This window comes from Prevotella sp. tc2-28, from assembly GCF_900107705.1.
Classification (GTDB): domain Bacteria; phylum Bacteroidota; class Bacteroidia; order Bacteroidales; family Bacteroidaceae; genus Prevotella.
In genome coordinates this window covers 20,789-36,444 of the sequence record NZ_FNRE01000010.1, presented here as the reverse complement: position 1 = coordinate 36,444, position 15,656 = coordinate 20,789, and the positions used below count along the sequence as shown (strand labels likewise).

Below are 15,656 nucleotides of genomic sequence, written 5' to 3'. Positions count from 1 at the left end.
GGAATGCTCAAATTCTCTAGAGAATTTAGAAGAAAAGACTAAAGGGAGATTTTCCTGGTTTAGGATTTATATTTTGCGGGAAGCCTATGTAGGATTTGTGTAGGCTTTATGTAGGAATTGTGTAGGCTTTGTGTAGGCTTTGTGTAGGCTTGACAACCGCTACTTTCCTTTGTCTATCGGCATTTGAGTCCGATTCTGTGTAGGCATGTAGGCTGTTTTGCATTTTTCAAAAAAAAATTCTTGCAAGTTGTGTAATGAAAGTGCATTAAAAACAAAAAATATGAAAATATTTTGATATATCGGAGATTCTGCGTATCTTTGCCGCATAAATGTAAACACAAAAGTTATATGTCATTCACAAAAGAAGCAAATAAGGTCTTCAATCAGGCCATTCGTGACTATCATTTGAAGGACCATGTAGACACACCAATCAACAATCCTTATGAGCGCGACTCCATTGAGTACAGCCTCTATTTGAAATGTTGGATTGACACCGTACAATGGCACTTGGAGGACATCATCCGAGATCCCCATATAGACCCTAACGAGGCATTAGGGTTGAAGCGCCGCATCGACCGTTCGAACCAAGACCGCACCGACTTGGTGGAAGAGATTGACAGTTATTTCCGTCATCTTTATTCTGACGTCACCATACAACCAGAGGCACGCCTGAACACGGAGAGTCCCGCATGGGCCATCGACCGTCTGAGCATCCTGGCCTTGAAGATATGGCACATGAAAGAGCAGACGGAGCGCACGGATACTGACCAGGAGCACATTGACAAATGCAAGGCGAAGCTTGACGTGCTGCTGGAACAGCAAGTGGACCTGTCAACAGCCATTGACCAGCTGCTGGAGGACATTGAGGCAGGCCGCAAATACATGAAGGTATATCGCCAGATGAAGATGTATAACGACCCCAGCACGAATCCGATACTTTACAAGAAGTGAGAGGTAAGAGGTTAGAGGTAAGAGGTAAGAAATGAGAGGTAAGAGACATAAGGAGTCATGAAGAAAGAGCATATACTCGTCATCCGATTCTCGTCAATGGGCGACGTAGCCATGATGGTACCAGTGGTCTATTCACTGGCCCGTCAGTATCCGCACGTCCGCATCACGGTGCTCAGTCGCGCCTTCGCACGCCCGTTGTTTGAGGATCTGGCTCCCAACGTCAACTTCATGGTAGCTGACCTGAAACGCGAATATCGTGGTATCACAGGACTGAATGCCCTCTACCGTCGACTGGCTGCCAAGCAGTTTACTGCTGTTGCCGACCTGCACAACGTGCTACGCTCAGAGTATCTGCGCTTTCGATTCAATATCGGCCGCTACCGGGTGGCACATATCAACAAGCACCGAAACGGGCGTCGTCGCATCACATCGACACGCTCAAAACGACTGGAACAGCAACCCACATCCTTCGAAAACTACGTTGAAGTTTTCAAGAAACTGGGCTATCCCGTAAACATCCAGTTCAAGAGCATCTTCCCCTATGGTGAGGGAGGAAACCTGAACCTGCTGCCCAAGGGCATGAACGTGAAGAACGACTTCGAAGAATGGATTGGCATCGCCCCGTTTGCTGCCCATGAAGGCAAGGTCTACCCTCCCCGACTGATGCATCAGGTGATAGAACAACTCATGCAACAACACCCCAAAGCCCGCATATTCTTCTTCGGACGCGGTCAGCAGGAAGAGCAATACTTCACAGAGTGGTGCCAGCAGCATAGCCAATGCACCTATGTGTCTAAAAACGTAGACTCACTGCATCAAGAGCTCATCCTGATGAGTCATCTGGACGTGATGATTTCCATGGACTCCTCGAATATGCACCTGGCCTCGCTGACAGGAACACCCGTTGTCAGCATTTGGGGAGCGACCCATCCATATGCCGGCTTCTTAGGATGGGGACAAACCGCCGAAAACGCTATACAGATAGACCTTGAATGTCGTCCGTGCAGCATCTTCGGACAAAAGCCCTGTCGTCGCGGCGACTATGCCTGCATGAACCGCATTGCCCCAGAGACCATCATTGAGAGAACAAACAACATATTACTAACAAAAAACAATGCTTAAGCTTATGAAAAAGTACATTTGCGACACCTGTGGTTACGTGTATGACCCAGAAGTAGGCGACCCCGACAGCGGCATCGCTCCCGGAACAGCCTTTGAAGACATCCCCGAAGACTGGGTATGCCCCATCTGCGGTGTAGGAAAAGACGAATTCTCACCAGAAGAATAAATGAAAAGTGAGCCCACCCTTTGGTTGGCTCACTTTTTCTTTTAAACCTGCTCGTCGTTCATTGCCCCAATGATTTACTCGCCTTCAAAAGGTAATTCACCCAAATACTTGTCAAAGTCGCTTTGAAACAAGCGATCCTGTACGATGCGATACTTCTCAAATTCAGTCTCGGCATGTTCCTTAGCTTCTTCAGCTGTTACAGAACCTGCTGTTTGCAGCACTTCATTACCACCAGCCGACAAGATAGTATCAATCTGTTTGGCCCAGTCTTCCATTGTCATAGGAATATGGCGTTTTGCCATACGCTCTGCCAGTTCAAGAACACCATTCACCAACTGTCCCATGTCTGCCAGTTCCATCTCTTTTAGGTAGTTCTTGGCTATCGACACATCCGTCTTGACGATTTTGCCGTCAGGTGCATTTTCCCAGGTCGTTAACCCCATGTGCTCTTGTTCTGCATCAGCTCTTTCTACTATTAGTTCCGCCGCTGTACGTCCATGAACAGCATAGTGCATCTTATTTTGCATCATCTTGAAGAAGAGTCTTGTCGTTGGCGCATCACGATTGTAATCAATTGCTGTTGCATAGATGTCCGTCAGTTTCTGATAGAAACGTCGCTCAGACAGACGGATCTCACGAATCTCCGCTAACAGGTGCTCGAAGTAGTCCTCATCCAAGAACGTTCCGTTCTCCATTCGTTTCCTGTCCAGCACATAACCACGAATAGCATATTCACGAAGCACACTTGTTGCCCACTGACGGAATTGCGTTGCCCGGATAGAATTGACGCGATAGCCCACGCTGATTACGGCATCAAGGTTATAGAACTGGAGTGTACGATTGACATCCCTGTTTCCTTCGCGTCGAACTACCGAAATTTTCTCGGTAGTTGCCTCCTTTTTTAGTTCGTCTGTATCATAGATGTTCTGCAAATGCACACTTATATTGTCAGAGGTACAGTCGAATAACATCCCCATTGCCTTCTGGGTACACCACACAGTCTTGTCTTTATAGTACACCTCTACGCCTTGTTCCTTTCCTTCTATCTGAAAGATCAGGAACTCAGCCGTGCTATTTCTTATTTCTCTTCGTTTTGCCATTTCTCGTTTTGCTTGCGAAGTTAATCTTTTTATTCCGTATATCGTTATTCTCTCTGCATTTTATCGCAGTTCGTCACTTGTAGAATGTAATCCAATTAGTCCTATACTTGTAACTTGGAGCCAATTTGCTTTCAGGGAAGATTTCTTTCACCCCCACAGATGCCTTTACCGAACTCCTGCGAGACACTTTCGTTAAGGCTTTCGTTGTGTACTGTAATATTCTAACATCTTCTCTATCGTATTCTTCATTTCATCTCTGACATGAAGAGGCTCCAACACCTCCAGTTTTTCCCTGTGCCAAAGCAACTGCTGATAGAAATTAAAACAAGGAACTAGCCGATATTCAAAGATACTCCATTCGTCTGTCGCCTTTATCTCCTTTTGAGACTCATGAATAGGTAGAGCTTTTACATATTCAGCTTGTGTACCATATACCTTAATAAGGATTCTCTCTGGTTTCTGATTATCTGAATGATTCACACCAAAACTGCCGTCAAAATACTCTTCTGCAGTAATCTTCTTGGAAGGGATCATCTTCTCTTCTGTTAAACGAATGTTGTCCATTCTCTCTAAGGCAAACACAGATTGACCACGATGATGATTGTCTGGTTCTGCTACAAGATACCAACGATTTTCCCAAGTCCTCAGAAAGTAAGGAATCAACAACTGATGTTTAACAGTCTTCTTATTAAATGAATAGTAGTCACATTCTATCCCCCTTTTCTTGTCAATCGCTTCAAGGATTATCTGGACATTCTCAACTCCAGTTGGTGCTTTTGTCAGCATAATCTTATCACGATGTTTCAATGCCAGTTCTGTCATTCCCTCGATATGATAGGCTGACAGCAAATAGTCATAAAGCGAATCATCCTCACCATAAAGAGCCTGATGACGATGCAACTCATACTTACCCGTTCGTTGATTAAAATCGATATAACAAGGGAAAGTCTCTTCGATGTATTCTCTATATCTCAGGAATGTACGAGGCAGGAACTCGTCACCTTCATAAAGTGATGAATACTCATAGCAGTCATTTATCTCTTTCAGGGTCATCGCCCCCTTTCGCTCCATGAGATTGATCAGATAGAGGCATTTCTTCAGTTTCGACATATTGGTAAATTTTGTGCAAATATAGAAAGAATCCTCCAAATTACAAAATGTTCGTTCCTTTTATTTTGATTCGTTGTTTTCTTTTATTATTGATAGTAAAACCAAATCAAGCATAGTCATTAATGCTATTTCGTGTTCTGGTTTTCTATCTTTATACTCAACAGTATATGCATTAAATCTGTCCGTAACTATTCTTGCGGCAAAGTAATATTTCTCAACGTCTTGCTTGTTAACTGTTATTTCAAATTCGGTATCATAAACAACAAGTTTAATCTTTTGTCTGTTTTCGCCTTTTAATATATACATATTATACCATCTTCTCCAAAACTCACCCGCATAAAGGTCTTGCATATTGGATTCGAGTTTATCCAGTATGAATCTACTATCTACTTTTATTTCTAACGTCTTGTCATCCTTTTCCTTAAGAAAAACCCAATAATGTTTTATAAACTTAGTAAGATCTTTACTGTTTAGTTGCTTGTTACATACCTTTTCACACATAGAATAATCCTCATTATCAAGAATATCATGATAGATTATTTGTTTCCATTCAGTCTTTGGGAACCTTAAACCATCATGTAATAGGTACTCTTTCCCATCTAGCAATACACTATATTGCCCATCAGGATTCATTTTGCCCCGTACTTCTTTGTATTCATACTTGGCACATTCACCATTCTTTTTCAGAAGATACACACCAGACCTTCCATTCGTAGGTATTGGTAGAGTATCATTCTTGATTACTTTTTTTACTTTTGTCATAACTAAATCAATTATTGTATAAAGAAATCATAACCACTCTTGTATTTAGATTCTTAGCGATTTTTTGTAACTGCTCTCGATTCTTCTCAGCAAAATCATAGTCACATTTAATAATCAGCCAATCCTTCTTAACCTTTTCCCAATCCGATCGGACAGTTGCCGTTATCGATAGAATATTAACCTCATTAAGAGCATAAAAACGGTAGTCACCTTTTCTTATCCTCTCAAGATCACCCCTTGACCATCTTTTTTTTAGTACTTTTACAAATGCATCGCTACTGAAATTAGGTATGAACCAGACGCTAGACTGTTTGAGTTCTAGCGTGATGTATCTCCAAAGCTTCATCCAATTTGCTGAACTTGGCAATTCCTGAACATACCCAGGCTGAATGAATTGAAGCCAGAAGAACTGGCTAATCGGCTTATAATTTGAGTGTGGAAATTTACTCATTGTCATCTACATTTGCTTTTATATTGTATTCTTTTGACAATCGCTCTTAAGATTTGAGATTTCATCTTCAACATCTTCCCCATTCTCTTTTGCTCTCTGAAACCATTCAATTGCTTTTGCAAGATCTCTTTGACAAACTAAACCTAAACCGTTCTTATAGATGTGCCCAAGAATCGTCATTGCCCACGGATAACCTCTATTAGCCGATTCCATAATTAATTGAAATCCTTTGTTTTCATCTTTTTCCACACCACGTCCCCTTGCATATAGCATTCCTAAGTTGCACATTGCTTCCTTGCTTCCCTGTTTATATGCCAATCGATACCATTGTGCTGCAATTCTATAGTTCTGTGGTACACCTATGCCATATTCATAACAAACAGCAACATTATGTTGTGCTTCAGTTACTCCATTATAGGCTACCAACTTGAACTGATAAAAAGCCATAGTCTCATCTTTCTCCACATAATATCCATTATCGTAAAACACGCCAACCATAAAACCAGCTTCCAATTCACCATTAGTGGCAGCTTTCACAAACCACTCAAAAGCAATTTCATCATCATGCCCTTCATAATCATCATCGTGATACAAATAACCCAAAGCTGTCATTGCATACACATATCCCATTTCTGCTGCTTTTTCAAGAAGAGTACGACCTATTTCACAATTCTCATTGACTCCTTCTCCATTGCAGTAATCACACCCTAAGTTAGCAATATCCTCAGGAGTGTTAAAGCAATCAGGATGCATTCCTTTTATGACTTCCAAATCGATAGTTTCTTTCTTGGCCATAATAATGTTCTTATTTGTTACATTTCATTTTATGGCTGCAAAGATAAAGAGAGAGGCAGACATTTTGTGTCCGCCCCATTAAACTTTTCCTATGATATTATTTTTGCTTTCTCATTTTTTTTAATAAACCAATAAATTTTTTGGTGCCAACATCACCCAAGATGCCTCCTCCAATCCCTCCTACCAAAGCAAAAACTGGCGCTGCAACAGGAGCAGCAGGCCCGCACATCAAACCCAATGCTGCGCCTTTGGTCGCTCCAACCATTCCTGCTGTTACACTTCCTGCATTACATGCAGCTTTCTCGCCACATTCTTTCCAGGTCGTTTTCCCTCTTGTAGCTCTATAAATATCTGGTACTGTCACGACTACAGTAGTAACGACAGCAGTAACAACATTACCCTTAGCAGCTACCTTTGCCATAGACGAAACAGTTTTTTTTGTCCCATGTTCTACTATCTTTTTGGTTCCTGCTCTTACAACTTGCTTTGAAGCGTTTCTTGTGGTTACCCTAAGAATCTGTTTTGTTGTGGTTCCAATGACAACTTGTTCAACTGCAGACCATCCTCCCTTCTTTGCTGCCAATTTTATAGCATCAACATTACTAATGCCTTCTTTCTTTGCAATAAAGAAAGTAACTGCAGCTGTTATGCCAGCAGCACTAGCACAATTGACACTTTCTGTAGCTGCATCGTAAGTTATACTTAAAATATTCCCAGATTTTGCGACTTTTTGTGATTGCTTGTAAGTTAACAGTCCTTTTTTAACCAACTTAGTTGCATAATCAGGATTCTTAACGCCTTTAACTTTATTATCGAGAATCTTTTGACGCATTAATTCTACAGCTTGATCATATTGGTCTCTAGGTACTTCCAATTTCATTGGTTTCCCATTTTTAACCTTATACCTGAAGATTCCATCTGCATCAAAGGCTGCTTCTACTGTTCTTTTGGCGGTTTTGCAATACTTGGACTGAATTTGCTTTCCATTAACTATTCGGTCTGCCCCATTTTTTTTATTATCAGTTCCAACTTTTTCAACTTTCTTACCCTTTAATTGATCATAAGAGGCATTTACATCTTCTGCGGCAAATCCATGACCAGTATTTCCATTTGCTCCCGTATTATATTTTGAAATCTGCTGATTACTCGTTGTCTCAGAGGAATTATATGCCTTCATTCCTCCAGAAATCGTTTTATCATCTTTTTCAGAGTAATTATCCATAAAGCTATTGTTTCATATAATTGTATTCATTTCTTTGTTTCAGTTGTCGAGATATTTCTCAATTTTACTATCAGATCGAACAGTTCTCTAATATTTATTTTATTAGAATTATATATGTCCTTTTTTACACCATTCCTTTTCGTATAAATAAGTTGTTTATCTGGATCGTATTCTATAAATCTATAATTGAAGAATCCAAGAGTTCTTTTTGCCAAAGATCCATCTTCCACGCTTAGGAAACCTTCTCTAAAGAAATATAAATCTATATAGGGGTTCAACAAATCCCTATTATCATGATAGTAGGCAAGTATATTGCCTAATTGGTTGACGGACTCTAAGTCGTTGTCTGGAAATTTCTTTCTTTTGTTTCGAATGCTTACTTCATCTGTCGTAAATTCAAATTTTTGAGGGTCGATGGCATTATCTTTAAATAGTTTATTGCTCTTAATAAAACATTCTATTTCATTTCTAAGTTTTGATTCTGTTTCTTCATTTTTTTTGAAATCATTTGCTCCACTAAAATAATTAAGTACATTTACGAACTGTCTCCTATTCTCTTTAAATGTTTTGTCGACATCATTCTCACATAGTTTTTCTGGAGTGGGATAGTTGTGGGTGTTGCAGAAATCAATGAGTTCACTTTCTATCGATATTAATTCGTTAAAAGATTCACGTTTAAAAATCTCGTCGATATTATTCTTCTTGAATTCATTGGTATATTCATTCATGATAGAAGTAAATGAATTTTTTGTCAAGGATATACCGTCTTTTTCATCGAAGGTATCATTTTTAACTTTTTCCATAAGCCCACTAATTGTCTTCTGGTTCTCACTTGACTCAAAATAATAGTAAAACAAGTATGGTTTACATATCTCGTCAATGTCTGTTTTAAAAACTTTAGAAACAAACGACGATAATAACCAGAATAGTTCATTAAGCTGATTGTTGAGGACAAAAGCGATATTATTGTGTTTTAAGTGACTTGAAAAAACTTCTATCTGATTTTTGCCAATAGCAGAAATCCTCTTTATTCTTTGATTTATACTTGTTTCTGAGTCTGTGTAAAATGAGTTGTCTCCAATGTTAGAATCATCAAGAGGCAGGAACAATAATTTATTGTAATCAATCGCACAGCTCTCAATTATCTTGTCAACTACCGCATTAAGCATGTTTTGTATGCGTACCTTTTGCTTGTCTAGGAATTCCTTTAATTTGATGTTAACACCCTTTTTATTCAACATGCTAACATCTTCTGCCCAGGGGATAAGCGCACTACCATCAGTAAATTGTACCAATTTTATATATTCTGCTGTCTTTTTGTTATAAAGCTTTTTATTATAGTAAGCCGTATTAAGATATATGTAGCTCAGTAATTGCGCATTAGTTGTAGTATTAAATCCTTCCACGACTAATTTTCTCAAAAGCCTCTGCGCTACATCTATATCATTATTCCTAAGACTATACATTGCGCATATTTGTAATGCATCAAGAGCGTCAGGTGCATATTTCTCTGCATCTAGAATTAATTGTTTTACTTTGTCATGTGATGTGTCATCATTTCTCTCTAACAATAGTGCTGCATATTCAAGACAACATGAAGAACGTATATAATTTGTTCTCAATAATGAATGATCATATTCAAGATACTTTTTGAAATGTTGTTCTGCAAGGTCAAAATAGTTTGGCTGATTTTCCGAATTATCTATGGAGTTATAATAAATAGATTTTCCATACTTTTTTGCCACATTGAGTGCAGCATTTCCGAAATAATACCAAAATGGAGGATATGCTACAAAGAAATCCTTTATTGCATTCAGCCTTTCGTATTTCCTAAGCGGTTTTTCATCCATTAGGATGCTGTTATATGCAGAAATCTGTTTTTCGGTCAATCTATATTCATCATTGAACCCATATTTTTCTGACAGTCTCCATGCTGTATCAAACAATTCCCTTCTCAATCCGTGGAATTGTTCAATAGCTGATCGTTGCAGTTTCCATTCGTCCTCCTCTTTCTCAGATGATATTTTTGCTTTTTCCTTGCGATAATTCATATATCCCATCCCAACAGCAGCAATAGCAGATATTGCAAGAGCATAAGGGTTTCCACCAGCCACAAAGGTAAACGGCGGAATAGCACTCCATATTGCATTTTTCATTTTTTGTTGATACTTTTTGTCCAACATCCGCTTATCCCCTTCGTATATTCTGAAAAATGATACTGTATCCAATATTTGCTTTAGAATATGTAAAAGAGGCTTATCCTTTGGAAAGTTTTCAAGATTAAGATTATTGAGAATCATCTCATACTCTTGTTCCAGGATGTTAAGATCTTCATAATCTATGATTTGAGATACTGAAACAGTACACAAATTCAGGGCATATGCTGCTTTTCGCTTATCATGTTCTATCTGTTCGACATTCTGATTGGTGGTAGTCTTTTCATCACCTTGTGGGATTACCCCCTTTTGTACTCTTTTCATAATTATTCAAAATTGAGTTTATTTGAGATTAAGTTTTAATTCAATAGGCACATGGTCAGATACCGTTTTTCTATGTAATTCATAATCGCCATTGCAGTAATCTTTTACAGTATTAATTCTACTCGATACTGCAGAAACGGAACTGAACCTATCCATATCATATGTAAAATGGTCATAATTATTTGCCCAATATGAAAAACCATAATCTTCTTGGCTTCCAGCTTTATTCGCCTTTAGAGTTGTTAATTTATCTTGGACTGTAATCAATCTTTTAATTTTACCTTTATCTTGGACCGTTACAATTTCGTTAAGGAATGCCCCTGCTGCCCCAGATGTCCTAAGATTTAGATTATAGTCACCAAGTATTATTGTATATGCGGGCCTGTTGTTACCATAACGTTTATCAGAAATAGTATTGTATAGTGCTTGAGTTAAAATATCAAATTCTCGTTTTCTCATAATCACTGCTCCTATGTCTAACAACTGACTTGTAGAGTTCCCTTTTGAAAACATGATATGCGTGTTAATAAGTCTTATTTCACAGAAAGAGCCATCTAGTGGTTCAAATCTGGCATAATAGGGATTACGAATCAACTGGGTCTGCCCCAATCGTCTATCAACTCGATATTGATTATAAATATGTGGGCGGAAGGTCTTTTCAGTTCCATCAGGTAGTGTTGTAACAGCAAGTCGCATACATTTTTTGTTCCAAATAAAGCCATATCCTTCTGCTGCAATAGAACTGAAGGACGTTGGGCTGTCCCAAACTCCGTCCCATTCAAATCGCCCCAGATAATCAAGTAGTCTACCCAAGGCATTGGGAGAAAAAACTTCTTGAAGGGCGATAATATCGAATTTATTATCTCTGATTATTCTTGATAATACAGTAAAGTCCTTCCTTATCTCACTATCAGACTGGAAGGAAAATTTGAACATATTGAACGATCCGATTTTGTATGCCATTGTCAGTAGATATGTTGAATGTTTAAAGAATCTTAAACAATAAGGCTATTTCAAGTAAATACAATATTTGTTTAATATTCTCTTTATTCATAATTGTAAGTTTTCATTATTGCAGTGGCAAAGATAGGTAAAAAAACAGAAATGGCAAAGTATTTACTCACTTTTTCATATCACGGACTGCTATTGTTTCAATTACAAACTACCATTGCCATCCTTCAGGCGGTAGATGATGTGATTGATTATTCTGCCTACTGTATTCAGCGTACGACGATCTGCTACTGAGAGATAAATATGGTAATCGTTGTAAAGATGCTGATTCAACATGTCGAAATCAATATCCGTAAAGGCCGGATTGCTGTCAAAGCGCAACTTCTTCTGTTTGTTACAAAAGACAAACAGGTCTAAGAGTTCTTGTCTCTGTTTATCGTAGTTCTCCATCTCAACTTTCAGCATCTCTCTGTACTCTGGTTTCGTTTCTGCCTCGATATAGAGCATCAGTTCCTTCATGCTTTCGAGCGTCCAGTCTGCATCATGATTTACTCGAATGTCGAAATTGTGTCGAAGGAGGAAAAGGAATTTGTCATTGTCGAAATCATAGCCAACAAGTTCATCGAAGTTTGATTCTTCTATATAACGGCGACGGCAAAACTCAAATGTGTACAGGAAATTGCGCATGAGTGGGGTATATGGCACCTCTTCTGACTCAATCAGTTTATAAGGAATATCCTTCAAATACGGTGTTGATAGTAATTCCGCAAGTATTTCTTCTCTTTTTGACTGTATTTCTTCTTTCGTCATAATTCTTTATTCTTTAAGTTAAACACTCTGTGAAATCATAAAGCAAATTCCCAAGCCAAACAGATGTCTGTATCGCCATAAGGAGGGAAATTCCAAGTAGAACTCTTCCTCAGTGAGAGGAATTGACATGATGGCACATGCTCCCCAAATCAATGCTGTATAAGAAAAGATCCTGGGGACACCAGCAAACACCATAGCTGCAACAATAGCCATGTGAAGGAACGGAATACCTTTAGTTACAATATCTAATGCCATAATAATTACCCATTTTTAATCTTTTTCGGAGGAATACTCTACAGCATATATATTATATGCAAATACTTCATCGTTGTAATCGTATCTTCCCTGACAATTACATAACCCCAAATTATACTTCTTATTGAGGTGTTTGCGTATTTTAGAGAATAAAGGACCATGTGGAGTCTTTTCTTTTACGTTCATAACCTTGTCTATATAACAATGAATCATTTCATGTATGATAGCTTCGCGGATTACCCAATCAGGTTCATATGTTGTCATAATATCAATCCAGATTTCAGGAATGTCCTTATATCCATAATATTGGCCCAAACATCCATAATATAGAGACATCGCATTAAAACGGAATTTACATGGTGGTAATTCGCCAGCAAAATATAGCTGGTTATATTCATAGTATTTCCTTTGGACAAATTCTTCTGTTATTGCCTCATAAGGCTCTACTGGAAATTTTGTGATAGGATGTTTCATATATTATAATGTTTCTCTGTATTTCTTATACTGCCAAGAATTCTTCCAGCGGTCTATTTCCCAAGCACGATTGACCATCTGAGGATGGGTATAGAAAGCAACTCGGCAGTTCTGCTGAATACGATCTATCCATGAAGATTTTTCAAGACGATGGTACTCGCGAGCCTGCTCTACAAGTTGATAGGGGCTTCCTTTTATCTCCGTCATACCACAAGTGAGTTTCAGCATAGCCATCTGGAATGTGCGCTCACCAACTACGGCTGCTGCACAACGATCAGCAGACAATTCACTCTTGCGGCTCCAATATTGCATAGCCATCAGGGCTGGCCCTAAAGTGGCATAAGATAATAACTCCAGCCAATAGCCTAAATCATGAATGGTTCGCAGCAGCGTATTATACAAGGTATGCTGGCAAAGGATATGTCCACACTCATGAGCAATGATACAACGCAATTCATCGATGTTCATCCGCTCGACTATTGAACTGCTCATTGCTATAAACGTATTTGTTTCGCCATAAGTATAGGCATTCATCACAGGATCGTTGTAGATGTAGAGCTCTGGCTCTCGGATACCCACCTTCCTGACAACCTCCTTGAAGGCAAGAGAGAGACCTGGGTAATTCTTGGCATTGACTTTTAGAAGCATACCTAAGTTCTGACCTCGAAAAATCTGCTCATAGCCATATTCCATCGAAATGCGTATGAGTTCATCGAATCCCTTCAGGCGACGTAGTACTTGTATCGCTTTTGCATCTTCTGGATGCATAATGTCTGAGGCTTTCATTGGGTTTATATCTTTTGGGGTAACAATGCTGTCTGACGGAAACGCATAGAGGCTACCATGATAACAGCTGGAATCATCACACGATAAGCTGGAGAGGCAATGTCGCTGATTGTCCAGCCTGCCAAAAGAGTCCATCCAATAGGTCCTGCTGCCATTCCCAAATAACGGCTGACTGCACTCATTCCCATCATGCCAATCCAGCGACCTAATAGCATACTGGCAATTCGTGACGTGACATAATAGATCATCTCAGTCAGCAAATAAGTATTTCTGCGGATTGCAAACAGGATGGCAGTTACAAGCATCTGGTGGTTAAGGCTCTTGTGGGGAATGCCTGCCTTGTCAGCCAGTTTTCTCAGTTCTTCGTCAGACAGCTTGCTGGTAGTCTGTTCGCAGATTGTAGTCAGCAGTTCACGCTCCATAGTTGGGGTGCTATCATAGTCATTCACTATAACGCCCATTCTTTTACATACACGTCGTACAATGGTTTCATAACTGTCTGCTTCACCTTTACGACAGAATGTCTTAACAGTATTGCTTCCGTACTTTCGCAACTCGTCTGCAATCTCTGCCGCCATCAGGTTCATTCTGTCTGGATAGCAATTGAGATAGGCATCAGTATCTGTTAGTTGCTCACTTAACCTTATCTCACCTTTATTATTATAAGTGAGAATATCGCATAATGTGCGCAAGTCTTCGTTCTGGCAACTGGCCAAGAACACTAAATCTTTGTCTTGTTTCATATCTTTATCCTCTATTTTAAGTTTCTGGGTGCAAAGATATGGGGAGGTACGGACATAATGTGTCCGACCTTGATTTTTTTTTGCAATGCCGCAAACTGGTTCCTTAGAAGGGCGTAGCCTAATACGCACTTTTCTATGGAATGCCACACAAAGATGCTTGTCTGCTTTCTGATGAGCAAGCACGGCAGACATTAGGTTTTTGTTTCCTTGAATTGAGCGCTGTGCCTACGAGGTAATCGGCTTGCCTTTTTTTTAGGCTGAATTCTTGCTTTGGCAAGCGTTTCTTAGAAACGATTAGCGTTAATCTTCCAAAATCCGTCTTTTGTTACAGACTTTTTTCGTACCTTTGCACCCAATTATAAACGTTTATAAAAAGATGTCATTAAAATGTGGTATTGTAGGACTGCCCAACGTGGGTAAGTCTACGTTGTTTAATTGTTTGTCGAGTGCAAAGGCTCAGGCAGCAAACTTCCCTTTTTGTACGATAGAACCCAATGTGGGTGTGATTACCGTTCCCGATGAGCGACTCACCAAGTTGGCTGAGCTGGTACACCCAGGACGTATCGTGCCTGCCACCTGCGAGATTGTCGATATTGCCGGACTGGTGAAAGGTGCCTCAAAGGGTGAGGGACTGGGTAACAAATTCTTGGGAAATATTCGCGAGACGGATGCCATCATCCATGTATTACGTTGTTTTGAAGATGAGAACATCACCCATGTGGATGGTACCATCGACCCTATTCGCGACAAGGAAATCATCGATACTGAGCTGCAACTGAAAGACCTCGAGACCATCGAGAGTCGTCTGGCTAAGACGGAGAAAGCTGCAGCTGCAGGTAACAAGGAAGCCAAAGTGGAGGTTACCGTTTTGCATGCCTATAAGGAGGTTCTGGAACAAGGCAAGAATGCCCGTATCGTGGAATTTGAGAGCAAGGACGAGCAAGATTGTGCCAAGAACCTGTTCCTGCTGACAGCCAAGCCTGTGCTATATGTCTGCAATGTAGGTGAGGCAGATGCCAAGAACGGAAACGACTTCACCAAAAAGGTCGAGGCATTGGCCAAGGAGGAAGGTGCCGAAGCGATGATTATTGCTGCCAAGACAGAAGAGGACATCGCAGAGCTGGAGAGCTATGAGGACAAGCAACTCTTTTTGGAAGAACTCGGTCTGGAGGAAAGTGGTGTCAACCGCTTGATCAAGAAAGCCTATGCCCTCTTGAACCTCGAAACTTTCATCACCGCTGGTGAGATGGAGGTGAAGGCCTGGACTTATAAAAAAGGCTGGAAGGCTCCTCAGTGTGCCGGTGTCATCCATACCGATTTCGAGAAGGGCTTTATCCGTGCTGAGGTCATCAAGTATGACGACTATATCCAGTATGGCTCTGAGGCTGCTGTCCGCGAGGCAGGTAAGATGGGTATTGAAGGTAAGGAATATGTGGTGCAGGATGGCGACATCATGCATTTTAGGTTTAATGTTTAAT

17 protein-coding genes are annotated in these 15,656 nt (G+C 40.0%); 4 read left to right on the top strand and 13 right to left on the bottom strand.

Features of this window, described 5'->3' with window-relative positions:
• Window positions 1–348 precede the first annotated feature (348 nt).
• Genes BLU47_RS09810 through rd form a run of 3 tightly spaced genes read left to right on the top strand, consistent with a single transcriptional unit; the run spans window position 349 to window position 2,239 of the window.
• The gene (locus BLU47_RS09810) at window positions 349–951 is read left to right on the top strand and encodes a DUF4254 domain-containing protein (protein ID WP_091961869.1); all 603 of its coding nucleotides are present in this window, start codon (window positions 349–351) and stop codon (window positions 949–951) included.
• Between the two features lie 57 nt (window positions 952–1,008).
• Window positions 1,009–2,073, top strand: a complete 1,065-nt coding sequence (locus BLU47_RS09805) for a glycosyltransferase family 9 protein (RefSeq protein WP_091961866.1) — start codon at window positions 1,009–1,011, stop codon at window positions 2,071–2,073.
• A gap of 4 nt (window positions 2,074–2,077) precedes the next feature.
• On the top strand, window positions 2,078–2,239 hold the full coding sequence (gene rd / locus BLU47_RS09800) for a rubredoxin (RefSeq protein ID WP_091962121.1): 162 nt from the start codon (window positions 2,078–2,080) through the stop codon (window positions 2,237–2,239).
• 74 nt (window positions 2,240–2,313) lie between these two features.
• Here rd and BLU47_RS09795 read toward each other — a convergent pair whose 3' ends face one another.
• The 13 genes from BLU47_RS09795 to BLU47_RS14975 all read right to left on the bottom strand — a co-directional run bounded on the left by BLU47_RS09795 (window position 2,314) and on the right by BLU47_RS14975 (window position 14,178).
• The gene (locus BLU47_RS09795) at window positions 2,314–3,339 is read right to left on the bottom strand and encodes a virulence RhuM family protein (protein WP_091961863.1); all 1,026 of its coding nucleotides are present in this window, start codon (window positions 3,337–3,339) and stop codon (window positions 2,314–2,316) included.
• A 192-nt stretch (window positions 3,340–3,531) separates the two neighbouring features.
• Complete coding sequence (locus tag BLU47_RS09790) at window positions 3,532–4,449, bottom strand: helix-turn-helix transcriptional regulator (protein ID WP_091961860.1); 918 nt, start codon at window positions 4,447–4,449, stop codon at window positions 3,532–3,534.
• A gap of 60 nt (window positions 4,450–4,509) precedes the next feature.
• A complete protein-coding gene (locus BLU47_RS09785) occupies window positions 4,510–5,211 on the bottom strand; it encodes a hypothetical protein (protein ID WP_091961857.1) in 702 nt (233 codons plus the stop codon).
• 7 nt (window positions 5,212–5,218) lie between these two features.
• Window positions 5,219–5,662: a hypothetical protein gene (locus BLU47_RS09780; RefSeq protein ID WP_176780537.1), complete on the bottom strand. Its 444-nt coding sequence runs from the start codon at window positions 5,660–5,662 to the stop codon at window positions 5,219–5,221.
• A gap of 18 nt (window positions 5,663–5,680) precedes the next feature.
• Entirely contained in the window at window positions 5,681–6,457 is a 777-nt protein-coding gene (locus tag BLU47_RS09775; protein ID WP_091961852.1) for a tetratricopeptide repeat protein, read from the bottom strand.
• Between the two features lie 97 nt (window positions 6,458–6,554).
• A complete protein-coding gene (locus BLU47_RS09770) occupies window positions 6,555–7,679 on the bottom strand; it encodes a hypothetical protein (protein WP_091961849.1) in 1,125 nt (374 codons plus the stop codon).
• Between the two features lie 26 nt (window positions 7,680–7,705).
• Window positions 7,706–10,159: a hypothetical protein gene (locus BLU47_RS09765; protein WP_091961846.1), complete on the bottom strand. Its 2,454-nt coding sequence runs from the start codon at window positions 10,157–10,159 to the stop codon at window positions 7,706–7,708.
• Between the two features lie 18 nt (window positions 10,160–10,177).
• On the bottom strand, window positions 10,178–11,122 hold the full coding sequence (locus BLU47_RS09760) for an exonuclease/endonuclease/phosphatase family protein (protein WP_091961843.1): 945 nt from the start codon (window positions 11,120–11,122) through the stop codon (window positions 10,178–10,180).
• A 192-nt stretch (window positions 11,123–11,314) separates the two neighbouring features.
• Window positions 11,315–11,920, bottom strand: a complete 606-nt coding sequence (locus tag BLU47_RS09755) for a hypothetical protein (protein ID WP_143025529.1) — start codon at window positions 11,918–11,920, stop codon at window positions 11,315–11,317.
• 18 nt (window positions 11,921–11,938) lie between these two features.
• Window positions 11,939–12,175 carry a hypothetical protein gene (locus BLU47_RS09750; protein WP_091961838.1) on the bottom strand — a complete coding sequence of 79 codons (237 nt, stop codon included), beginning with the start codon at window positions 12,173–12,175 and terminating at the stop codon, window positions 11,939–11,941.
• A gap of 15 nt (window positions 12,176–12,190) precedes the next feature.
• Window positions 12,191–12,649 carry a SprT-like domain-containing protein gene (locus BLU47_RS09745; RefSeq protein WP_091961835.1) on the bottom strand — a complete coding sequence of 153 codons (459 nt, stop codon included), beginning with the start codon at window positions 12,647–12,649 and terminating at the stop codon, window positions 12,191–12,193.
• Window positions 12,650–12,652: 3 nt separating this feature from the next.
• Window positions 12,653–13,435 carry a M48 family metallopeptidase gene (locus BLU47_RS09740; RefSeq protein WP_091961832.1) on the bottom strand — a complete coding sequence of 261 codons (783 nt, stop codon included), beginning with the start codon at window positions 13,433–13,435 and terminating at the stop codon, window positions 12,653–12,655.
• Window positions 13,436–13,440: 5 nt separating this feature from the next.
• Complete coding sequence (locus tag BLU47_RS14975; RefSeq protein WP_218131543.1) at window positions 13,441–14,178, bottom strand: YaaW family protein; 738 nt, start codon at window positions 14,176–14,178, stop codon at window positions 13,441–13,443.
• A 376-nt stretch (window positions 14,179–14,554) separates the two neighbouring features.
• Here BLU47_RS14975 and ychF point away from each other — a divergent pair, with 376 nt between their 5' ends.
• A complete protein-coding gene (gene ychF / locus BLU47_RS09730; RefSeq protein ID WP_091961828.1) occupies window positions 14,555–15,655 on the top strand; it encodes a redox-regulated ATPase YchF in 1,101 nt (366 codons plus the stop codon).
• The last annotated feature ends 1 nt before the right edge of the window (window position 15,656 follow it).